Raw genomic sequence first — 22,034 nt, forward strand, 5'->3', positions numbered from 1 at the left:
AAAAAACAAAACCACTACTTTAATTTTAATTTAAAATAGTGGTTTTGCAATGAATAAATAATGATGAATAAAATTATAAAGTTAATCTCAAAATCTATATGTATTATTTTAGAATATACTATTCAATTACTATCTTTTTGGTTGCTGTAGTTGAATTTTGAGAAATCATCGCCAAATATAAACCTCTAGCAAGTTTAGTTCTAATAACTTGATTAGTATTAGATTTTAGATTTTTTGTTTCGTATAATAACTTACCGCCTGTTGAGTATATATTTAGAGAATAATTTTCGTCTGATTGTGAAGCGAAATAAATATTAAACTCTCCGCCCTTTGATGGATTAGGATATACTTGGACATCAGTATCTATTTTAATATTATTTATTAAAATATTTTTTCCCTCTACACTTTTTGAAGTACTTCCTATTTTATTGAACTTAAATAATTGACATGAAGTCCCGTAATAATCCCAAAGTTGAAGATTTGCTGTGCCATCCATATTACAATTAGAAATGTCCCAGCTTTTTGATGTATTTACGGCAGATTTTATGCTAAAATAACCATTACCAACATCGGTTACTAGCCATTTTTGAGCATTATTATTGTTATTATCCCAAAGTCTTATCGATTTACCATTTGTTGGATCTGCGTTCTCAAGATCTATTACACGTCCTGTAGAACTTGCATTTGATTTAAAACGCCAATATCCATTTCCAGCATCAATAGCAATCCATTGTTGTGCTGTCCCTCCTAATCTATCCCAAGGATGGATTATAGCACCATTTGCATTAGTCCCATACTTAAGATCTATTACTTTACTTGAATTTGTTTTAAATTCAATTTCATAAACACCATTGTTTATTAGTGAAGTACTACTACAGTTTTGCGATGGTATATTATTATTTGCATATGCAGAGAACCACTGCTTAACTGGTGCAGCACAAGACTCCCAATTGCTATTGAAAGCAGTTGTAACATTATATGGATTTGCGTTAGTTATCAACTCTTCTGGTTTAAGTAAATTCCAACTACAATTTCCAGTAGCATCAATTCTACCTTTCAGATTAAGACCAAAACCACTTGTTGTACCAGTACCCCATGTTTCGGTACCTGCTGGGGACCAATCCGTTTCTGTTATCACAATAGGTGCTACGTTAGCAATTGGTTGCACGTTAGCATTCCAAGCGTTATTAAAACTAGTGGTATTTTCTGCATTAGCTCCCCAATATCCTGGATAAACATGAACAGCATAACCTATATTGCCTCCTGTTATTAAATGGCTTGGATATCCTTGGTAGTTAGACTGATACCCCGTTCCTGGTATCCAGCAAACATTATTTGCACCATTAGCCTTAATTCTATTTACTAAATCTTGAAAGTAATTATGTAAAGCTGCAAAATGCTCATCACCCGTTGCTCCCCAATTTCCATTTGTACCCAGTATTTGTACAGGTTCATTGGCTATTTCAAACATAACATTATCTACATTCTTTAAACTTGGATGGTTTGATAGATATCCCCATACAGTTCTTAAATAATTATGATAATTGTCACCGAAAGCAATTCGGTCTGGACATACGCCGGGAGGACGAAGTATAACATAGAGTCCTCTGCTTCTAGCATGATTAATTAAAGGGATTATAACTTGATTTACGTAAGTTACTAATCTATTGTAATCAAAACATGAGATATTATTTTCTCCTGCTGAACAACCAGGTGTATTGGTCCAGTAAGGATCAATATGAAGTCTTATATAATTTAATTTCCATCCGTTATTTGTGTCTGTGAGCGCATCCATAACGGCATTATTATAATTTAGACAACCTTGAACATCATAGTTATCCCAACGACATTGATTATAAGAGCAACCATTAAACCAAGGACTGGGAGTAATGGCAACACCATGTAGTAAAACGTTTTTTCCGCAAGGATCCTTTAAATTTTTGCCTTCAATATGCAGAGGAGGCAGTGGCATTCCTGGCCATGCAAATAATTTTATTAGAGGAATAAACACTAAAAACAGAAAAAGTAATTTTTGAACTCTTTTCATAACTTAAATGGTTTAATTAATAGATATCCTACCTCGTTTTTGAGTAGGTTTTTTACTGCTAATTTAACAGAAAAATAATTTAAAAACAACCGATTGTGTTATTTGTTTTTTTTGACCTTTTTTTTTAATAATAATTAGATTTAAAAGTCTTTATAAGATACTGCTCTTACCTGTACTTCTCTCAAGACACTTCTAAAACAAATAGTTAAATGTAATATATTACTTATTGACATTAAGGGTTTAAAAAATATAAAACATAAAATATTAGGTTTGATTAGATTTTTTGAATGGAACTTCTTTATGCTTTTCTAGAAAGTAAGTGCAACCGAATATGGAAGATAAATTTAAGGATGTTTTATAAACTTTTTGTTTTTTAGAATCATCTTTTAAAGTAAAATAATTCTGTTTATAAGTTAAAGATCCATGATGGGATTTGAACCAAAATTACCCGAAAATACTAACTTTCTGAAAAGTAAAAAAATCTTGGTAAGATTTTTGAACCATAAAAAAAGCTTGAGAATCAAGATTCTCAAGCTTTTGTTTTTTTTATAGTGACCGAGACAGGGTTCGAACCTGCAACCCTCAGAGTCGAAATCTGATATTCTATCCAGTTGAACTACTCAGCCAATTTGATATACAATTTTAGATTTACGGTTGTAAAAGACAAAATCATAATCGAATATTTTTATGTCAATAGTTTTTTAACGATTGTAGAAATAGTTTTTCCTTCGGCAGTTCCACCTAATTGCGCTGCGGCCAATCCCATTACTTTTCCCATTGATGCGATTCCGGATGCTCCCGTCTCGGCAATGATTTTTGCAATTACGGCTTCTACTTCAGCTTCGCTTAATTGTGTTGGCAAGAATTTTTCGATTACGGCTATTTGCGCCAATTCTGGTTCGGCCAAATCCATTCTGTTTTGTTCCGTGAAAATTTTGGCACTGTCCTTACGGGTTTTTACCAATTTTTGAAGTAATTTAATTTCGTCAGCTTCCGAGATTTCTTCTTTTGACCCTGATGCAGTTTGGGCTAAAAGAAGTTCCGATTTTATGGCTCTTAAAGCTTCTAATGCCACAGTATCTTTGGCTCTCATGGCGGTTTTGATTTCCTCCATGATTTGTGTTGATAAACTCATAATGATTTATGGTTTTAGTTTTATGATTTAGATTGCAGAATGTTTTAAATCAAAAAATCTTGATTGCAATCGGGTGCACAAATTTATAGTATTTTAATGGAATTCACAACAGATTCTGGATTCGTTCCTCCATTCAAAGACAAAAAAACCCGAAAATTGAATACAATTTTCGGGTTGGGCAATTTTGGTCAATTTAGTTAGTCTACGTTGTCGTGCAAGTATGAATTATTAGAACGCAACTGCAGATCGTCATTACTATCTGTTCCTACAGAAATTCTTGAATTAGCATGGTTGTTTTGCGAACTGTTAAGATCAATTCCTAATCTTTTGTAAGCAGGTTCTTTTTCCATTTCATCAATTCTTGAAACATTATTGTGAAACTTGTAATTGAATTCTTTTAGTTTTTTTCTTCTTTCGTCAGCTCTCAATTTCAACGTTTCTTCAATTGTCATTTCCATTGGAGAAATATTTTCGAAAGTAGAAGTTGTATTGGAAACACGTTCAACTTGCTTCATAGTAATGTTCAATTCTTCTGGAATCACTTCTGCAACAGGAGCAATTGCCGGTTTAGAATCCAATAAAGCATTTTCCACTTCCATATATTCTTCAAGAGAATACCTGATGATTCCTTTATCAGTCAATTCAGTTACAGGAACAAATTGAACTGGTTCGTTTACTTTAATATTGCGGGTTTCATCAGTCAATTCAAACATCACTTTCTTTTCTTCCACTTTGGCCACTGGAGCTGGCTCTGGAGCTGCAGGCATATTGAAAAGCGGCAAGTCAAAAGAAAAAGTAGTTTGTTCGGGTCTTTCGGCAATTTTAGGTTCAACAACAAATATGTCTTTAACATCGGCAACTTTTGGCTCCGAAATCATGAAATCGATATCTTTTATTGGAGAAACAATTTCGAAAGTTACATCTAAATTCTTGATAAATTCAGTCATTCCCACAAGCTCTTCTTTATTTATGGAAACCACGGCTGGCGCAGCAACCACAACTGGCTCGGCAACAATTTCCGCAACTGGATCAGCTACTACTTCTTCTTCCAATAATTCGAAAACAATTCTCTCTTCAGTTTTAGCCTTTGGAGTTTCGCTATTGTAATTGAATGCCGGAATCGTTTTTTGAGTCAAATCGTGAACAATTTTTTGTTCGTCTTCCAGTGCGTGAATGATTTTTTTAGGTTCGGTATTTACGATTTCGTGTTGTTGTTCGATATCGAATCCTGTTGCGATTATCGTCACAGAAATAGAATCCCCCAATGATTCGTCTTCACCGACACCCATAATGATATTGGCATTATGCCCCGCTTCTACTTGGATATAGTCGTTGATTTCACCTATTTCGTCAATCGTGATTTCATTAGAACCAGAAACGATGAGCAACAATACGTTTTTGGCACCAGTAATTTTATTATCATTCAACAACGGAGAATCCAAAGCTGAAATAATTCCTTCTTTGGCTCTATTTTCACCCGAAGAAACAGCTGAACCCATAATGGCAGTTCCGCTATTTGCCAATACAGTTTTGGCATCTTTTAAATCGATATTTTGAGTATAGTGATGCGTGATTACTTCTGCAATTCCTCTTGAAGCTGTGGCCAAAACTTCGTCCGCTTTTGAAAACCCGGCTTTGAAACCAAGATTTCCATAAACTTCTCTTAATTTATTGTTGTTGATAACAATTAATGAATCGACTTGTTTGCGCAATTTATTAATACCAATCTGCGCTTGTTCAAGACGAACTTTACCTTCAAACGAGAAAGGCAAGGTTACGATTCCAACAGTTAAAATATCTCTTTCTTTGGCCAATTGTGCAATTACAGGTGCAGCTCCGGTTCCTGTTCCTCCACCCATACCGGCCGTGATGAAAACCATTTTAGTGTTGCTGTCGAGCATTTTTTCGATATCTGAAATGCTTTCGATAGCTGATTGCTGACCTACATCTGGATTTGCTCCTGCTCCCAATCCTTCGGTCAAGTTTACGCCTAACTGGATTTTGTTGGGCACAGAACTGTTATCCAAAGCCTGCGAATCGGTATTACAAACGATAAAATCAACACCTTTGATACCTTGTTTAAACATGTGGTTGATGGCGTTACTTCCGCCTCCACCTACTCCAATAACTTTAATTACATTTGATTGGTTTTTTGGTAAATCAAATGAAATGCTTCCAAATTCTGAGTTGCTCATCATCTTATTGGGTTTTTATATTACTATTTTTATTCTCTATTTTCATACTTCCTTATTCCGCATTATCCAAGAAATCTTTAATCTTGTCCACATATCTATCAAAGAAAGATCTCGATATTTTTTCTCCTGTTGAAGCTGCTTTCTTGACATTGACCACAACTTCTCTTTCAACCTCTTCTTCAATTTCTGGAGCATAAAAAACAGGTGGTTTTGGAGCTGGCTTTGGTGCTTCAATTGCGTCTATTCTTATGGCACTCTGCGTATTGTTTTCGATGCTGTTCATTACTAACCCGACAGCTGTTGCGTACAAAGGACTTGATATTTCTTCATCAGAATTTCCGGCCAAATGCTCGTTTGGATAACCAATTCTGGTATCCATCCCGGTGATGTATTCCACTAATTGCTTGATGTGCTTCAATTGTGCGCCACCTCCAGTAAGAACGATTCCCGCGATTAATTTTTTGCGAGGGTCTTCGTGTCCGTAATCTTTGATTTCCGTAAAAACCTGCTCGATAATTTCAACCACTCGGGCGTGAATTATCTTGGACAAATTCTTTAACGAAATTTCTTTTGGCTCTCTTCCTCTTAAGCCAGGAATCGAAACGATTTCATTGTCTTTATTTTCTCCTGGCCAAGCCGATCCGAATTTTACTTTCAACAATTCGGCTTGTTTTTCGATTATCGAACAGCCTTCTTTTATGTCGTCAGTAATCACGTTTCCTCCAAAAGGAATTACGGCAGTGTGACGAATAATTCCATCCTTGAAAATGGCCAAATCTGTAGTTCCCCCACCAATATCTATCAAGGCAACACCTGCTTCTTTTTCTTCCTGGCTTAAAACCGCATCGGCGGAAGCCAATGGTTCCAAGGTTAATCCCGACAATTCAATACCAGAACTTTGGATGCATCTGCCCACATTTCGAATGGATGATGCTTGCCCAACCACTACGTGAAAACTAGATTCCAATCTTCCTCCGTACATTCCTATTGGTTCCTTGATTTCGGATTGCCCGTCGATTTTGAATTCTTGTGGCAAAACATGGATAATTTCTTCTCCAGGCAACATTGCCAATTTATTTACTTGATCAATCAAAAGCTGGATATCGTTGCCTCCTATTACTTCCTCTGCGCTGCTTCTGATGATATAATCGCTGTGTTGAATGCTTCGAATGTGTTGACCTGCAATCCCCACCACGACATCTTTTATTTTATAACCCGATTTATTCTCGGCTTCCAACACGGCTTGCTGAATCGATTGTATGGTTTGGGTGATGTTGTTCACGACACCTCTTGCCACACCTAAACTTTTGGATTTTCCAACACCCAAAATTTCCAGTTTCCCGTATTCATTTTTCTTGCCTATCATGGCAACTATTTTTGTTGTCCCAATATCTAGACCTACTGCAATATTCTCTTTTTCCATTATCTATTATTTAGTACACACTACTTGCTGAGCAAACCTGAGATCAATTGTTTTGTATTTATATAGCGAACTATCTAAAACCGCCTTCTGAAAAAATGCCTTGTAATTATTGAATTTGGCTTCCATTCTTTTGGTTCCGCCAAAATCTATTTGATAACTAAAATTCCTGTTGAGCATTTTTAGGCTCCCGTTCGGCATAATTTGTACACCAATGATGTTTTTTTTCAAAAACGCATCGTCATAAATTATCCGAAACAATTCGGTCAAATCTTCGTTATTTTTTTTATTTATTTCTCCGGAAACAAGCGGAACTCTAGCTGTAAAATTCGTTGACAAAGGCATCCTACCCCCTTTGTAATCAATATAGAAAGATTCTTCTCCGTCAAAAAACCTAGCTATGGGAGTTTTTTGTTTTACCACTGCTTTTAAGACCCCATCAATGCTCACAAACACGTCTGATTTCTCAATCATTTCATGAGCGTTCAAAGCTTTCTCTAACTTATTCAAATCTAATTTATCTTTACCGATAGTTTGCGCGTCTTTTTCATTTTCTATTAACAATTTATTAACCGTTTCTTGAGTGATGAATGGAGAGTTATCTCCTACAAAAAAAACCGCCGATTTAGTCAATTTTCTGTTTTCATTTCGTTTTAACGTAAACGAAAACAAGAAAATTACCAATGAAAACATTAGTATTAATCGAACATTTGTCCATTTAAAGAGTTTCATTTATCGCTTTTTTTATGGATTGAACCATTTCTCCAATGTCTCCCGCACCAATAGTTACTATAACGGCTGCGTCACTTTTTAAAATTGTAGGAATTAATTCGCGTTTTTGAACTAATTTTTTGTTTGAATTATCCATCTTATCCATCAGCCACTGTGAGGTAATTCCTTCCATTGGCAATTCTCGGGCCGGATAAATATCCAACAAGATTACTTCGTCAAAAGCGGAAAGACTTTTCGCAAAATCATCGGCAAAATCTTTTGTCCTGCTAAACAAATGTGGCTGAAAAATAGCCAACACTTTTTGGTTTGGATACAATTCTCGAACCGCTTGATGCACAGCATTTATTTCGGTTGGATGATGCGCATAGTCATCGATATAAACCAATTTGTCCGTTTTGATTTGGTACGAAAACCTTCTTCTTATTCCTTTGAATGAAAGCAAGGCACTAGCGATGTCTTCGTTTGGGAGGCCGAAAGTTTTTGCCATAGCCAATGCCATGAGTGCGTTCATTAAATTGTGTTTTCCGGGTAACCCGAATTCTATATTCCGTATCGTTTCCGATGGTGTTTTCACGTCAAAAACATATTGACTGTTGACTATCCTGATATTAAAAGCGGTGAAATTTGCGTCTTCATTTACAGCACAAGTAACCCCTTTAATAGGCAACTCATTGGTAATAAAAAGTTTGGTCTTATCTTCCACTTTGTCTGCAAATTCCACAAACGATGCTTCAATTGACGCACTGTCTCCGTAAATGTCCAAATGATCCGCATCCATCGAGGTCACGCAGGCAATATTGGGATGCAAATGAAGAAAAGAACGATCGAATTCATCGGCTTCGACAACGGTAATCGTCTTACCGCTTCCAATCAAATTCGAATTGTAATTTTCGACAATTCCGCCCACAAAAGCCGTAACATCTACACCGCTTTGGAATAAAATATGTCCTAAAATACTGGAAGTCGTTGTCTTTCCGTGCGTTCCTGCCACAGCAAAACAGAAAGTATCTTTGGTAATAATTCCCAAAACTTCGGCTCTTTTCTTTACTTCATAACCGTGTTCTAGGAAATAATTCCATTGTGAATGGTGTTTTGGAACTGCCGGCGTAATAATGACCAAAGTGTTTTCTGCAGAATAACCAGCTGGAATTAAATCAATAGAATCTTCAAAAAGAATCGCTATTTCAAGTTCTTCCAACTCTTTTGTAAGTTCAGTTTCGGTTTTGTCATAACCAGACACATTCTTGCCGATAGACTTGAAATAGCGAGCCAAAGAGCTCATTCCAATTCCTCCGATTCCTATAAAATAAACGTTCTGTATTTGATTTAGATTCATTTTCAATTTCATTTTCAATGGCAATATTCGAAATTTCGAATTAGTTTGCTACTGGATTAATTTTACTATTTCGTCAACAATCTCTTTTGTTGCGTTGGGCAAAGCCAAATGTTTGATGTATTTGCTCAGTTGCTCTTGTTTACCTTGATCTTTCAATAAAGCTTCAAAAACTAGGCTGAATTGCGAATCCAGCTCGGATTCTTTCAACATCAAAGCTCCTTTTTTATCCACGATGGCTTGTGCATTTTTGGTTTGATGATCTTCGGCCACGTTGGGTGACGGAATAAAAATCACTGGTTTTCCAACGATGCACAATTCTGATACGGATGATGCTCCTGCTCTTGAAATTACGATATCGGCGGCGGCATAAACCAAATCCATTCGGTCAATAAACGCCAAAACCTGAACATTATTCGAATTGTATTTCTTGTAATCTTCGAAATATAATTTTCCGCATTGCCAAATTATCTGCACACCTTGGGCAATAAACTTGTCCAATTCCTTTTCAATTAATTGGTTCATTCTTCTAGCACCAAGGCTTCCGCCAAGAACCAACAATGTTTTCTTGTTGGGATCCAAATTGAAATATTGTATGGCTTCTGCTCTTTTGCCTTCGATGTCAATCAAATCCTGACGCACGGGATTTCCGGTCAAAATCATTTTTTCTTTTGGAAAAAAACGCCCTAGATTTTCATAAGCCACACAAATTTTATTGGCTTTTTTGCTCAATAATTTATTGGTTATTCCGGGATAGGAATTTTGTTCTTGAATTACCGTTGGAATATTCAACGTATTGGCCATTTGCAACAATGGACCGGAAGCAAAACCGCCAGTTCCAATAACCACATCTGGTTTAAATTTCTTGATTATCTTTCTTGATTTCCATAAACTACTGATCAATTTAAATGGAAACATGGCATTTTGCAAAGTCAATTTTCGCTGTAAACCAGCAATACAAAGACCTTCAATTTTGTAACCCGATTGCGGCACTTTTTGCATCTCCATTTTATCATCTGCCCCCACAAAAAGGAAATCAGCTTCAGGAAAACGAGATTTCAATTCATTGGCGATAGCAACTGCAGGATAGATATGTCCTCCGGTTCCGCCTCCACTTAATATGAATTTTAATTTTTTCATTTATTCAACGAATTATTTATTCAAAACTGCATTCATTGGATTATTCGAACTGTCTTCGATAGAATAGTTTTCAGCTTCACTTTCTTTGAGCTCTTCTTCGTTTTCTTCTTCCAATTGTTTGTCAATTAACTTTTGAAGAGCGGCTTCTCTTTTGGCTTTATCACTTATTTCTTGAGCAATTTCTTCCTCTTTTTTAGTCACGTTAATGATAATTCCCAAAGCAATACACACCATCCAAATAGAACTCCCACCACTACTGATGAGCGGCAATGTTTGTCCCGTTACCGGCAATAATTCGACCGCAACGGCCATATTGATCATCGCCTGAAAAATGATTGGAAATCCAAGTCCGACGACCAGTAATTTTCCAAATAAAGTATTGGTCTTATGGGCTGCAACGATGAATCTAAAGAACAACAAAAGATACAGGGTCAAAACCCCCAAACCTCCTATTAACCCCCATTCTTCGACAATAATGGCGTAAATAAAATCGGAGGAAGATTGCGGCAAGAAATGTTTTTGAACACTTTTCCCAGGACCTAATCCGTAAATTCCACCGGAAGCTATGGCTATTTTTGCTTTTTCTATCTGGTAATCATCTTCCCCCGGTTTGTTTGACGTGAAATTTTCGATACGATTTTCCCAAGTATTCACACGATTTTTAAATGCATCGGGAAAAGCTTTGGCTACCAATACAAAAAAAGCTAACGAAAAAATTCCCATTCCAATTATAAAGCCAATATATTTTAATGGATATTTTCCAACAAAACTCAACATCAGTACCATCGAAAACATTAATGCTGCCGTAGAAAAATTGGCAGGCAAAATCATTCCCAATGTGATAAAAACAGGAATCCAAAGTTGCACCAACGATTCTTGAAAAGTATCCTCCACTTCCCTTTTCTTCGACAAATATCTCGCCACATAAAGCATCAAAACGATAAATGCCAATGTTGAAGTTTGAAATGTTATTCCAATAAACGGCACTTGTATCCAACGACTGGCATTGGCTCCGGCGATAACCGTTCCTTTGATCAAAGTATAGGCCAACAACAGCCAAACTATTGGCAAACCAATTTTTGAAAGCCCTTTATAATAATGATATGGTACTTTATGAACTCCAAAAATGATAAAGAATCCAATGATAATGTGCGAAAAATGCTTCAGCAAATAACTAATCGTATTTCCTGTTCCACGACCCAAATAAGCTAAATTACTACTCGCACTAAAAACAGGCATAAACGAAAACAACGCCAATAAAGCCACGAATGACCATATTACCCTGTCTCCTTTTAGATTGTTTACTAGTTCTTTCATTTTAATGTACGATTTACGATATTTGAAATACGATTTGCAATATGTGATTTACAATGTGCTTGTTTGAAAACGATTAAAGATTTACTTCTCCAGCTCAAATCGAAAATCGTATATCTGGTATCGTAAATTTTTATAAATGTTTTACCGCTTTTTTAAATTGATTTCCTCTGTCTTCGTAATTTTCGAACAAATCGAAACTCGCACAAGCAGGTGACAACAACACAGTATCTCCTTTTTCGGATAATCGTTGTGCTGTTTTTACGGCATCTTCCATATTGTTTACCTCAACCATAATATCGACCACGTTGCCAAAAACATCAATAATTTTTCTGTTGTCAATACCCAGGCAGATGATCGCTTTTACTTTTTCGCGAACCAATGACATCAATTCGTTGTAATCATTTCCTTTATCAACACCACCCACAATCCAAACGGTTGGCGTATTCATGCTGTCCAAGGCAAAAAAAGTGGCGTTCACGTTGGTCGCTTTGGAATCGTTGATGTATTGCACATTTTGAATTTTCAGCACTTTCTCCAAACGGTGTTCCACACCTTGAAAATTGGACAAACTTTCCCTAATGGTTGCATTTCTAATCTTCATCAATTTTGCCACAGAGGTTGCTGCCATTGCATTTTTCATATTGTGCTTTCCTTCAAGTGCCATAGTTTCGGTCTCCATTGTGAATTCTTCTTCGTTGATGATGTTTACTTCCATTGTTTTTTCTTTTATAAAGGCTCCCATTTCGAATGTTTGTGTCAACGAAAAAGGAATTAATTGGGCTTTTGTTTTATTGTTTTTTAACCATTCAGCGATGGCCTCGTCATCGGCATCGTAAATGAGGAAATCTTCCTCAGTTTGGTTCATTGTTATTCTAAATTTCGATGCGACATACTTCTCGTATTTGTAATCGTATCGATCCAAATGATCTGGACTAATATTCGTGATTATGGCAATGTGCGGCTTGTAATCTATAATTCCGTCCAGTTGAAAACTGCTCAACTCCAGCACATAACTATCGAATTTGTCTTCGGCAACTTGCCAGGCAAAACTCTTTCCGATATTGCCTCCCAAACCGACATTTAATCCTGCCGATTTCAGCAAATGATAGGTCAACATTGTCGTTGTCGTTTTCCCGTTGCTCCCCGTGATTCCAATCGTGACGGCTTTTGTAAATGGCGTGGCAAACTCGATTTCAGAAATTACCGGAATTCCTTTTTCGACTAATTTCTTTACGATTGCCGATTTTTTCTCCGGAATCCCTGGACTTTTCATCACTACATCCGCATTCAAAATCAGTTCTTCCGTATGCTTACCTTCTTCCCAAACTATTCCATTAATCAAAAGAACTTCCTTGTAATAGTCTTTAATTTTTCCAAAATCGGACACAAAAACATCATATCCTTTTTTCTTGCCCAGAATTGCGGTTCCAACACCGCTTTCTCCTCCGCCTAAAACTACCAATCTCATTATCTTAATTTTAAGGTTACGATTGACAATATGGCGAGCATTATGGCAACAATCCAAAATCGGGTTACAATTTTACTTTCGTGATAGCCTTTCTTTTGATAATGATGATGCAAAGGCGCCATCAAGAATATTCTTCGGCCTTCGCCAAAACGTTTTTTGGTGTATTTGAAATAAGCCACTTGCATAACTACCGAAATATTTTCGACCAAGAATATTCCACAGAAAAAGGGAATCAACAACTCTTTTCGAACGGCAATCGCAAGAACGGCAATTACACCACCTATAGTCAAACTTCCCGTATCGCCCATAAATACGGATGCGGGATAGGAATTATACCAAAGGAATCCGATTAAAGCTCCCACAAAAGCCGCAATAAAAACCGTCATCTCACCCGAATTTGGGATGTACATTATGTTCAAATAATTGGAGAAAATAATATTTCCAGAAACGAACGTAAAAATCCCCAATGCAAGAACCGAAACAGCCGATGTTCCAGCCGCCAAACCATCGATTCCATCTGTTAAATTGGCTCCATTTGAAACCGCCGTGATTATAAAAATCACCACCGGAATGAAAATTAACCAAGCCCAATTTTCATAGCCTTCACCAGTCCAAGCCAACAATTCGGCATAATCAAATTCGTTGTTTTTAACGAATGGAATTGTGGTTGCCGTTGATTTTTCATAAACCGGAGCTGGAGTAATTACGGTTTCCGTTTGATTAATATTGACACTTGCTTTTTTCAAATCGGTTCTAATATTTACTCCTGGATGAAAATAAAGTACAGTTCCAACAATTAGACCCAGACCCACTTGCCCAAAAACTTTGAAAATCCCTTTCAACCCTTGTTTGTCTTTTTTGAAAATTTTGATATAATCATCAATAAAACCAATAGTCCCCATCCATAAGGTGGTTACAATCAATAAAACGATGTATATATTTTGCAGTTTGGCAAAAAGAATAACCGGAATCAAGGTGGCAAATATGATAATTAATCCTCCCATTGTAGGTGTTCCCGCTTTTTCGTTTTGACCTTGCAAACCAAGTTCACGAACCGTTTCCCCGATTTGTTGTTTTCGCAAAAAGCTAACTACTCGTTTTCCATAAATCGTGGATAAAAGCAGGGAAAGCATCAATGCCAATGCCGATCTAAAAGTAATGTATTGAAAAACCCCCGTTCCAGGAACGTCCATTGTTTTGTCTAAATATTCAAATAAATAATACAGCATATTTCTCTATTTATTGAGTTGGTTTAGTAATTCGGTAACTGTTTTCATGTCGTCAAAATCGTGACGAATGCCTTGAATTTCTTGATAGGTTTCGTGTCCTTTTCCCGCGATTAGAATAATATCGTTGGGCTGGGCCAATTGACAAGCCGTTTTTATGGCTTGCTTTCTATCGGTAATCGACAGTGATTTTTTAAAATTTTGAGGTGCAACACCTTGCTCCATTTCGTGGATAATAACCTCTGGATCTTCATTTCTTGGATTGTCCGAAGTCAGGATTACTTTGTCACTCATTTCTGAGGCAATTTCTGCCATAATAGGCCGTTTGGTTTTGTCCCTGTTCCCGCCACAACCTACAACCGTAATCAATTGTTCGTTTTTGGTACGGATATCATTAATGGTTTTCAACACGTTTTCCAATGCATCCGGCGTATGCGCATAATCCACAATTGCCGTGATATTGGTACTGGAAACGATGAATTGAAAACGTCCCGAAACACTTTCTAAATCTGATAACAATCGTAATACTTCCAGACTTTCCATTCCTAATTCCACAGCCGTTCCGTAAATGGCCAATAGATTGTAAGCATTGAAAGTGCCGATGAGTTTTACCCAAACTTCATTTCCGTTTATTTTCAACAACAAGCCCGACAATTGATTTTCGAGAATTTGTGCTTTGTAATCGGCATAAGATTTTAAGGCGTAAGTCAATTTTTTGGCTCCAGTGTTTTGCAACATCACTTGCCCATTTTTATCATCAATATTGGATAATGCGAAAGCCGTTTTTGGCAAATTGTCGAAAAACGATTTTTTTACGTCGCGGTATTCGGCAAAAGTGGGATGATAATCCAAATGATCGTGCGATAAATTGGTAAAAACTCCTCCTGCAAAATGCAAAGCTTCGGTGCGTTTTTGATGAATACCGTGCGAACTCACTTCCATAAAACAGTATTCAACGCCTGCATCAACCATTTCCTTCAAATAATGATTGATCGTTATTGAATCTGGCGTAGTATGGGTTGCTTTGTATTCAATGTCATCAACCAAGATTTTTACGGTGGACAACAATCCCACTTTGAAACCTGCTTTTTTATACAATTGATACAACAAAGAAGCGATTGTCGTTTTGCCATTGGTGCCGGTAATACCCACCAATTTTAATTTTCCTGAGGGATTTCCAAAATAATTGGCAGCCATAAAAGCCAAGGCTTTATTGGTGTCTATTACTTGAATGTAGGTAATGCCACTTGCAAGATTTTCCGGAAAAGTATCGCAAACGATGGCAACGGCTCCCAAATTAATGGCTTTCTCGACATAATCATGCCCGTCTGAAATTGTCCCGCGAATAGCCACAAAAACATCATTGGCACCAATATTTCTGGAATCGAATTCCATTTTATTGATGGCAATATCTGTCGAACCTTTTACGGCTTCGATAGCGACTTTGTATATTATTTCTTTTAGAATAATCACGATAATTCTAATGTTATGGTTGTGTTTTTAGTTAAATTTTCTCCTGGCTGAATGGATTGTTTTTTTACTTTTCCAACGCCCACTATTTTTACTTTTACTCCAAGATTTCCAAGAAGAGCAACGGCATCCATTCCAGACATTCCTTTAAGATTTGGAATGGACAAATATTTCTTTTCTGATTTTTTGAAATAGGTATTGTAATTCTTTTCTTGTTTTGATATCGCCCTGTTTATATTTTTTATCTCGTTTGTTGACGGCGCATCGGTAAAAATCTTTTGGGCAATTCGTTTGAAAACTGGGCCAGCCACATCGGCGCCATAATAATTATTGTTTGCCGTGCTTGGCTTGTGAACCACTACTATGCATGAATATTTAGGACTTTCGGCTGGAAAATAACCCACGAAGGAAGAGGCATAATATTTTTCGGAACCTCCATTTTTTGAATAATTTACTGCCGCAGTTCCTGTTTTTCCCGCCATCGAAAAATCTTTGGAATACAACTTAGAACCCGTTCCTTTTTTTACCACATTTTCAAGAACTGCATGCAACTTCAAGATGGTTTCTTGCGAGCATATTTTCTGGTTCATCACTTCGGTATCGTATTTTTTGATGGTTCTGTTCCACTCCTTGATTTCCGAAACAAATTGTGGCTTCACCATTACTCCGTTATTGGCGACAGCATTATAAAACGTCAAGGTTTGCAATGGCGTAATCGAAACTCCATAACCAAAAGCCATCCATGGAAGCGAAAGATTAGACCAATTTTTATCACTAGGCTGCGGCACAAAAGGCTTTCCTTCTCCTTTTATTGGAAGCCCCAAACATTTATTCAAACCATATTTATTGACGTGATTGACAAATTCCGATGGATTGTTTTTGTAGTTATTGTAAACTGCCTGAACCATTACCGTATTTGACGACAACTCAAATCCACGTGCCAAGGAAATTTTTCCGTAACCTCCTTCGTGTGAATCCCGAACTGATTTTCCCGAGTATTTTATTACGCCGCCGTGACTGTCAAAAACTGCACTCGTGTCTATTTTTTTGTCTTCTAACAATGTCATCAAATCGACCAATTTATAAGTCGAACCTGGCTCATGCGATTCACCAATTGCATAATTCAATCTTTCAGAATACAAACCTAACTTCTCGTCTCTCCCTAAATTAGTAATTGCTTTCACATATCCTGTTTTAGTCTCCATAACAACAACACAGCCGTGATCAGCTTGATAGAGTTCCAACTGTTTTAACAAAGCATGGTGTGCTATATCCTGAATATAAACGTCAATTGTGGACACAACATCATACCCGTCTTGAGGGTCAATTTCGTTAACATCACGAATGGGTTTCCACTGACCTTTGGCAATTTTCTGCTTTAGTATTTTTCCGTCTTTACCGTCAAGGTATTTTCCGAAAGCACCTTCAATACCCACTGGATTTTGATTTCCTTCAGCATCAAATCCAATATAGCCAACCGTTCTCTCGGCAATTTTACCAATTGGATGCTCTCTTACCGTTTTTTGCTCAACGATAATCCCTCCTTTGTAAGGGCCAAGTTTAAATAATGGAAAACCTTTGATTTGCATATATTCCGTGAAACTCAAATCGCGAGCCACCAGAAAATATCTGTTTTTGTTTGCCCTGGCTTTTCTAAATTCGTTAAGAAAAAAATAGCTTGGTTTTCCCAAAAGAATCGACAAGGAATCCGACAGGGATTTTACGTTTTTTTCGAATGCTTCCGATTTTGGGGCAAGAGCGTCAAAACGGATTTCATAATTGGGAATGGAAGTGGCCAACAAGCTTCCGTCGGCAGAATAAATATTCCCTTTATTGGCAGGAATGACGAAATTTTTGACGGTTCTTTCTTTGGCTAATTTTCGATAATAATCTCCTTCGACCCATTGAATATTGGTCAACTTTATGGCAATCGCAATGGCCATCAAGAAGATGGCGAAAGCGACCAGATAAATTCTATAGGATATATTTTTATCTTCTACTGCCATAATTTTTGGAAAAAGCTTTTTTCTGCTTGTTTTTTGACTTTTATTTTTATTGGTGGAACTGTCGATGGAAAAATTTCCTTTTCTACCATTTTTTCGGAAACGGTCGATTCCATTTTTAGTTTCATTAACTCGGAGCGTCGATCCACAAATTCCGAACGCAGTTCTTTTACTTCGTTTGTCAATTCGTTAATCTTGAATACTTTTTGTTCGAAACGTTGGGTATTGGCAATCATGATAATAGCCAAAATGATTAGAAAAACGATAAAACGCCAATTTTTTATTGAGTCATCGTCAATGAGAAATTTTGCTTTCAATATGCCGTAAACTCCGTTTTTCATTCTATTTTAAGACTATTTATATTTTTTCGGCAATTCTTAATTTGGCACTTCTTGCTCTATTGTTGATTTTTATTTCGTCATTATCCGGAACAATTAGTTTCCCGATAGTTTTAAATGGAACCGAAAAGTTTCCGAAAAAATCACGTTCCGGTTCTCCTTCGAACATTCCGTTTTTGATGAATCTTTTTACCAATCTATCTTCCAATGAATGATACGAAATCACGCTCAATCTTCCGCCAGGACTTAAAACTTCCAATGATTGCTCCAGAAATTCTTTCAGCACATCCATTTCTTGATTGACTTCAATTCGAATGGCTTGATAAATTTGGGCCAATATCTTATTTCGAACTCTTTCCGGCAAATACTTCGCCAAAACTTCCTTCAATTCATCCGTGGTTTTGATGGGTTGATGCTCCCTGGCTTCTATAATTGTTCTTGCCAAAGCCGGTGCATTTTTCAATTCGCCATAATCCAAAAACACTCTTTTTAAATTGACATCATCGTATTCATTGACCACTCTATAAGCGTTCAAGTCATTTTTCTGGCTCATTCTCATATCCAATCCAGCATCAAAACGAGTAGAAAAACCCCTTTCCGGCACATCAAATTGATGAGAAGAAACTCCTAAATCAGCCAAAATTCCGTCAACACTTTTCACGCCATAAAAACGCAAAAACCTTTTTATAAATCGGAAGTTCTCATTGATTAGCGTAAATCTTTCGTCCGGCAAAGCATTCGCCAAAGCGTCTTCGTCTTGGTCGAAAGCAAACAATTTTCCGTTAGGCCCCAATCGGCTTAAAATTTCTTTTGAATGTCCGCCACCGCCAAAGGTCACGTCAACATAAATGCCGTCAGGTTTGACATTCAAACCATCTACCGATGCCTTAAGCAAAACTGGATTATGATATTCCATTGTCGTCTTCATTTAGGTTACCCATTACATCTTCGGCTAAATCGGCAAAATCGATATCCGCACCGTCAATTGATTTTTCGTATAAATCTTTATCCCAAATCTCCACAATATTCACTGCCGATGAAAACACCACATCTTTGGCAATACTGGCAAAAACCACCAAATCTTTAGGAACCAATAATCTTCCCAAAGCATCGATTTCAACCACTTTTACACCCGCAGTAAATCGGCGAATAAAATCATTGTTTTTCTTCACGAATCGATTGAGCTTGTTGATTTTCTGCATCATCAAATCCCATTCCTCCATCGGATACAATTCCAGGCAAGGCTGAAAAACGGAACGCTTCAAAACAAACCCGTTTTGAAGTGAAGTAGCCAATTGCTTTTTCAAAGGTGAAGGCAACAAAACCCTTCCTTTGGCATCGACTTTACATTCATATGTTCCGACAATTGTGTTCAAGTGAATTTTATTAAATTACATTGAGCAAAAATATAAAAATTTCTACCACAATTTACCACTATATCCCACTTTGTTAATAAGTTTTACCACTTGACAAGAAAACACCCTAGTTTTAGGACAATCAGAACATTAGCTTTATTTTTGACTACTTGTTTAGAACTATTGAATTAGAGAAAAGATTCTCTGACAAAAAGAGAAAATTGTCGTTTATGGAAAAAATTTGAAAGGAATTAAAAACCAAAATTCTGAAGCGAAATCGATACAGATATATATCTATTTTTAACATACGTAACATCAACCGTGGCGAACAAAAAACTGCTCCGCTAAAAACAAAAAACGTTTATGGCAATAATTATTTTGAATTATTTTACCCCCTCGATTTTCACACACCAACCGCTTTATTCACAATCATTTAACCATAATATTTATTAGAAATGTAGTACAAAAAGAAAATTCTTTTTGTAGGTTTGTAAAAAGCATATTTTAAAAAAAAATCTTAAACACCGTAAATATCCATCATGAACATTAAACGCAAAATATTATTGCTAACCATTGGCTTTGTAATTTATGGAGAATCTGGACTATATGGACAATCCAACACTCCAGTGGGGCAAAGTGACCATGCAACCAAAATCAACTCTAAACGAAGCATTACACCCTACTTTACCCCAGCCTCAACAAAGAAAAAAACACCAGATTCTGATGGCTTCATTCAACGTTGGTTGCTCTTAGAGCCCATTAACAAACCAAACCGTGGCAATACTGTTTTTGTAGATAGCTACTTAAGAACTGCCTTTGCAACCGAGTATTTTCCAAATCAGTTTACAGTTATTCCTAAACATGGAGATGTTGTAAAAGTGGCGGACCAAGAACTAAAATGGCATGCATTGGAGAGCACCAATTTCAATGTGAAATTATTTCGTTTCGCATACGGATTAGATAAACAAATATATGGAGTCCTGTTTTGGGCAGTAACTGTAGTGAACTGTCCTGAAGAAATGAAAAACGTTAGAATGGCTGTAGGGTCAAATTCAGCATCCATGTGGTGGCTCAATGGAAAAGAAACCGTATTACTTTCTGGCGACAGACGCATGGTAATGGACGATGTTGTTTCTACCCGTTTAACACTTAACAAAGGAAAAAACATCGTTCGAGGAGCCGTAATCAACGGGCCTGGAATGAGTGATTTCTGTGTTCGTTTTCTTGATGAAAATGGAAAACCCATAAAAGGCATCACGATTAGTTATGAATAACATTAATTTATCTTCTATTTAAAATCTCAATTGTTTAGAAATTGTATTTATTATGAAATCAAGAATTAAAATAATGGGCACAGCCCTTTTATCAATAGCGTTAACGGGAAATTTGCTGGCACAAATTGGCAAACCCTTTATACATGACCCATCAACTATTATGGAATGTGATGGAAAGTATTATACATTTGGCACACGTGGCGGCGGATTAATATCCGAAGACGGCTGGACATGGAATAGTGGCGGAGTGAGACCTGGTGGAGGAGCGGCTCCTGATGCAATAAAAATCGGCAATCGTTACCTTATCGCCTATGGATCAACAGGTGGCGGTCTGGGAGGCGGACATGACGGCAAAATAAACACTATATGGAATAAAACACTTGACCCAAACTCCCCTGATTTTAAATATACAGAACCTATCGTGGTTGCTTCATCCAGCAATATGGAAGACAATGATGCCATCGACCCAGGGTTTTTATTAGATCCTACTGATGGACGTCTATGGTTATCTTACGGAACTTATTTTGGATTCATTCGTCTTGTAGAACTTGATCCTAAAACAGGTGATCGCGTAAAAGGAAATAAAGCCATAGATATAGCCATAGATTGCGAAGCCAGTGATTTGGAGTACCATGACGGATGGTACTATCTTCTTGGAACACACGGAACCTGCTGTGACGGTGCAAATTCAACCTATAACATCGTTGTTGGTCGTTCCAAAAAAGTAACTGGCCCTTACCTTGACAATATAGGAAGAGACATGCTAAAAGGTGGTGGAAAGATGGTAGTTTCATCTGGTGGCGGAAGAGTTAACGGAGCCGGACACTTTGGACGAACGGTTCTTGAAAATGGAGTTGAAAAAATGTCCTTACATTACGAAGCAGATTTAGATCAAAGTGGACGTAGCGTATTGGGCATAAGACCCATATTATGGAAAAATGGATGGCCAGTTGCAGGAGATAACTTTAAAGAGGGCACCTATGAAATTGAGTCCGAAAGACGAGGTTCTGCTTTAGAATTGATAGTCGATTTTACAAGAATGCCAGGCGGTATGCGCGGAATGAACATCAACAATGATGAACCAATAAAATCCATTCCATCCCAAGTATTATCGGATGTGATTACTACTTGGCCAACTGGAAACATTGATGTAAGAATAGGCGATTACATGTTCCGACCACATCAAAAATGGACAATTACGGCAGTTCCTGATGAAACAGGCTATCTTGGAGGCCTCTATTACAAAATAGTCATAGCAGGAACAAATAGAGCATTGGCAGCAACAGCTGAAGCCGAAGTAATAACGGTTCCCGCATTTACTGGCACACCAGAACAATTATGGAGAATCGATCTATTGACTGATGGAACCTATAGAATAATGCCCAAGGTAGTTCCAAATTCAAAGGAGAAGCTAGCGCTCGTTTCTTCCGGAGACAGCACACCGACACTTGCAAAGTTTGACATGAATAGTGACAATTCCAAATGGAATTTCAAGGATAAATTGTAAGTCCCCTTTTATTTTCAAAAAAATTAAAAAAACAATAACAATAAAACTGCAAACATAAAAAATGACAAAAGCTA

The 22,034-nt window shown here is 37.0% G+C and carries 17 protein-coding genes and 1 tRNA gene; 2 read left to right on the forward strand and 16 right to left on the reverse strand.

Features of this window, described 5'->3' with window-relative positions; translation table 11 throughout:
• Positions 1–118: 118 nt before the first annotated feature.
• The 16 genes from OZP13_RS12470 to OZP13_RS12545 form a co-directional block, all read right to left on the reverse strand.
• A complete protein-coding gene (locus tag OZP13_RS12470; RefSeq protein WP_281297338.1) occupies positions 119–2,047 on the reverse strand; it encodes an RICIN domain-containing protein in 1,929 nt (642 codons plus the stop codon).
• 552 nt (positions 2,048–2,599) lie between these two features.
• A tRNA-Arg gene (locus tag OZP13_RS12475) sits at positions 2,600–2,673 on the reverse strand.
• Between the two features lie 59 nt (positions 2,674–2,732).
• Entirely contained in the window at positions 2,733–3,182 is a 450-nt protein-coding gene (locus OZP13_RS12480) for a GatB/YqeY domain-containing protein (protein WP_281297339.1), read from the reverse strand.
• A gap of 197 nt (positions 3,183–3,379) precedes the next feature.
• Positions 3,380–5,380 carry a cell division protein FtsZ gene (gene ftsZ, locus OZP13_RS12485; protein ID WP_281297340.1) on the reverse strand — a complete coding sequence of 667 codons (2,001 nt, stop codon included), beginning with the start codon at positions 5,378–5,380 and terminating at the stop codon, positions 3,380–3,382.
• A gap of 49 nt (positions 5,381–5,429) precedes the next feature.
• Positions 5,430–6,800 carry a cell division protein FtsA gene (ftsA, locus tag OZP13_RS12490; protein WP_281297341.1) on the reverse strand — a complete coding sequence of 457 codons (1,371 nt, stop codon included), beginning with the start codon at positions 6,798–6,800 and terminating at the stop codon, positions 5,430–5,432.
• Positions 6,801–6,806: 6 nt separating this feature from the next.
• A complete protein-coding gene (locus OZP13_RS12495) occupies positions 6,807–7,529 on the reverse strand; it encodes a cell division protein FtsQ/DivIB (RefSeq protein ID WP_281297342.1) in 723 nt (240 codons plus the stop codon).
• Complete coding sequence (gene murC / locus OZP13_RS12500) at positions 7,516–8,865, reverse strand: UDP-N-acetylmuramate--L-alanine ligase (RefSeq protein ID WP_269243692.1); 1,350 nt, start codon at positions 8,863–8,865, stop codon at positions 7,516–7,518. The genes OZP13_RS12495 and murC overlap by 14 nt, the downstream gene beginning before the upstream one ends.
• 48 nt (positions 8,866–8,913) lie before the next feature.
• Positions 8,914–10,002 carry an undecaprenyldiphospho-muramoylpentapeptide beta-N-acetylglucosaminyltransferase gene (gene murG, locus OZP13_RS12505; RefSeq protein WP_281297343.1) on the reverse strand — a complete coding sequence of 363 codons (1,089 nt, stop codon included), beginning with the start codon at positions 10,000–10,002 and terminating at the stop codon, positions 8,914–8,916.
• A 12-nt stretch (positions 10,003–10,014) separates the two neighbouring features.
• Positions 10,015–11,319, reverse strand: coding sequence for an FtsW/RodA/SpoVE family cell cycle protein (locus OZP13_RS12510; RefSeq protein ID WP_281297344.1), 1,305 nt, complete (start codon positions 11,317–11,319; stop codon positions 10,015–10,017).
• Positions 11,320–11,449: 130 nt separating this feature from the next.
• Positions 11,450–12,787 carry a UDP-N-acetylmuramoyl-L-alanine--D-glutamate ligase gene (gene murD / locus OZP13_RS12515; protein WP_281297345.1) on the reverse strand — a complete coding sequence of 446 codons (1,338 nt, stop codon included), beginning with the start codon at positions 12,785–12,787 and terminating at the stop codon, positions 11,450–11,452.
• Positions 12,787–14,016: a phospho-N-acetylmuramoyl-pentapeptide-transferase gene (gene mraY / locus OZP13_RS12520; RefSeq protein WP_269240460.1), complete on the reverse strand. Its 1,230-nt coding sequence runs from the start codon at positions 14,014–14,016 to the stop codon at positions 12,787–12,789. The genes murD and mraY overlap by 1 nt, the downstream gene beginning before the upstream one ends.
• Positions 14,017–14,022: 6 nt before the next feature.
• Complete coding sequence (locus OZP13_RS12525) at positions 14,023–15,486, reverse strand: UDP-N-acetylmuramoyl-L-alanyl-D-glutamate--2,6-diaminopimelate ligase (protein ID WP_281297346.1); 1,464 nt, start codon at positions 15,484–15,486, stop codon at positions 14,023–14,025.
• On the reverse strand, positions 15,483–17,489 hold the full coding sequence (locus OZP13_RS12530) for a penicillin-binding protein (protein WP_281297347.1): 2,007 nt from the start codon (positions 17,487–17,489) through the stop codon (positions 15,483–15,485). Before OZP13_RS12530 ends, OZP13_RS12525 begins: the two co-directional genes overlap by 4 nt.
• Entirely contained in the window at positions 17,480–17,827 is a 348-nt protein-coding gene (locus OZP13_RS12535; RefSeq protein ID WP_281297348.1) for an FtsL-like putative cell division protein, read from the reverse strand. The genes OZP13_RS12530 and OZP13_RS12535 overlap by 10 nt, the downstream gene beginning before the upstream one ends.
• Positions 17,828–17,843: 16 nt before the next feature.
• Complete coding sequence (gene rsmH / locus OZP13_RS12540; protein WP_281297349.1) at positions 17,844–18,752, reverse strand: 16S rRNA (cytosine(1402)-N(4))-methyltransferase RsmH; 909 nt, start codon at positions 18,750–18,752, stop codon at positions 17,844–17,846.
• Positions 18,727–19,200 (reverse strand): division/cell wall cluster transcriptional repressor MraZ, encoded by a 474-nt coding sequence (locus OZP13_RS12545; protein ID WP_269240463.1) that lies wholly within the window; start codon positions 19,198–19,200, stop codon positions 18,727–18,729. The genes rsmH and OZP13_RS12545 overlap by 26 nt, the downstream gene beginning before the upstream one ends.
• Before the next feature lie 518 nt (positions 19,201–19,718).
• Between OZP13_RS12545 and OZP13_RS12550 the strand changes: the two genes are divergently transcribed.
• Together OZP13_RS12550 and OZP13_RS12555 are read left to right on the forward strand one after the other, a co-directional pair.
• A complete protein-coding gene (locus tag OZP13_RS12550) occupies positions 19,719–20,453 on the forward strand; it encodes a hypothetical protein (protein WP_281297350.1) in 735 nt (244 codons plus the stop codon).
• A 52-nt stretch (positions 20,454–20,505) separates the two neighbouring features.
• Positions 20,506–21,960 carry a family 43 glycosylhydrolase gene (locus tag OZP13_RS12555; RefSeq protein WP_281297351.1) on the forward strand — a complete coding sequence of 485 codons (1,455 nt, stop codon included), beginning with the start codon at positions 20,506–20,508 and terminating at the stop codon, positions 21,958–21,960.
• Positions 21,961–22,034 lie beyond the last annotated feature (74 nt).

It is taken from the genome of Flavobacterium limnophilum (genome assembly GCF_027111315.2).
Taxonomy (GTDB): Bacteria; Bacteroidota; Bacteroidia; order Flavobacteriales; family Flavobacteriaceae; genus Flavobacterium; species Flavobacterium limnophilum.

What these genes read in the sequence shown, in the direction of transcription:
- OZP13_RS12470 (WP_281297338.1), bottom strand. Translation starts at nt 2,047, where the DNA reads ATGAAAAGAGTTCAAAAATTACTTTTTCTGTTTTTAGTGTTTATTCCT.
- OZP13_RS12480 (WP_281297339.1), bottom strand. Translation starts at nt 3,182, where the DNA reads ATGAGTTTATCAACACAAATCATGGAGGAAATCAAAACCGCCATGAGA.
- ftsZ (WP_281297340.1), bottom strand. Translation starts at nt 5,380, where the DNA reads ATGATGAGCAACTCAGAATTTGGAAGCATTTCATTTGATTTACCAAAA.
- ftsA (WP_281297341.1), bottom strand. Translation starts at nt 6,800, where the DNA reads ATGGAAAAAGAGAATATTGCAGTAGGTCTAGATATTGGGACAACAAAA.
- OZP13_RS12495 (WP_281297342.1), bottom strand. Translation starts at nt 7,529, where the DNA reads ATGAAACTCTTTAAATGGACAAATGTTCGATTAATACTAATGTTTTCA.
- murC (WP_269243692.1), bottom strand. Translation starts at nt 8,865, where the DNA reads ATGAATCTAAATCAAATACAGAACGTTTATTTTATAGGAATCGGAGGA.
- murG (WP_281297343.1), bottom strand. Translation starts at nt 10,002, where the DNA reads ATGAAAAAATTAAAATTCATATTAAGTGGAGGCGGAACCGGAGGACAT.
- OZP13_RS12510 (WP_281297344.1), bottom strand. Translation starts at nt 11,319, where the DNA reads ATGAAAGAACTAGTAAACAATCTAAAAGGAGACAGGGTAATATGGTCA.
- murD (WP_281297345.1), bottom strand. Translation starts at nt 12,787, where the DNA reads ATGAGATTGGTAGTTTTAGGCGGAGGAGAAAGCGGTGTTGGAACCGCA.
- mraY (WP_269240460.1), bottom strand. Translation starts at nt 14,016, where the DNA reads ATGCTGTATTATTTATTTGAATATTTAGACAAAACAATGGACGTTCCT.
- OZP13_RS12530 (WP_281297347.1), bottom strand. Translation starts at nt 17,489, where the DNA reads ATGGCAGTAGAAGATAAAAATATATCCTATAGAATTTATCTGGTCGCT.
- OZP13_RS12535 (WP_281297348.1), bottom strand. Translation starts at nt 17,827, where the DNA reads ATGAAAAACGGAGTTTACGGCATATTGAAAGCAAAATTTCTCATTGAC.
- rsmH (WP_281297349.1), bottom strand. Translation starts at nt 18,752, where the DNA reads ATGAAGACGACAATGGAATATCATAATCCAGTTTTGCTTAAGGCATCG.
- OZP13_RS12550 (WP_281297350.1), top strand. Translation starts at nt 19,719, where the DNA reads ATGAACATTAAACGCAAAATATTATTGCTAACCATTGGCTTTGTAATT.
- OZP13_RS12555 (WP_281297351.1), top strand. Translation starts at nt 20,506, where the DNA reads ATGAAATCAAGAATTAAAATAATGGGCACAGCCCTTTTATCAATAGCG.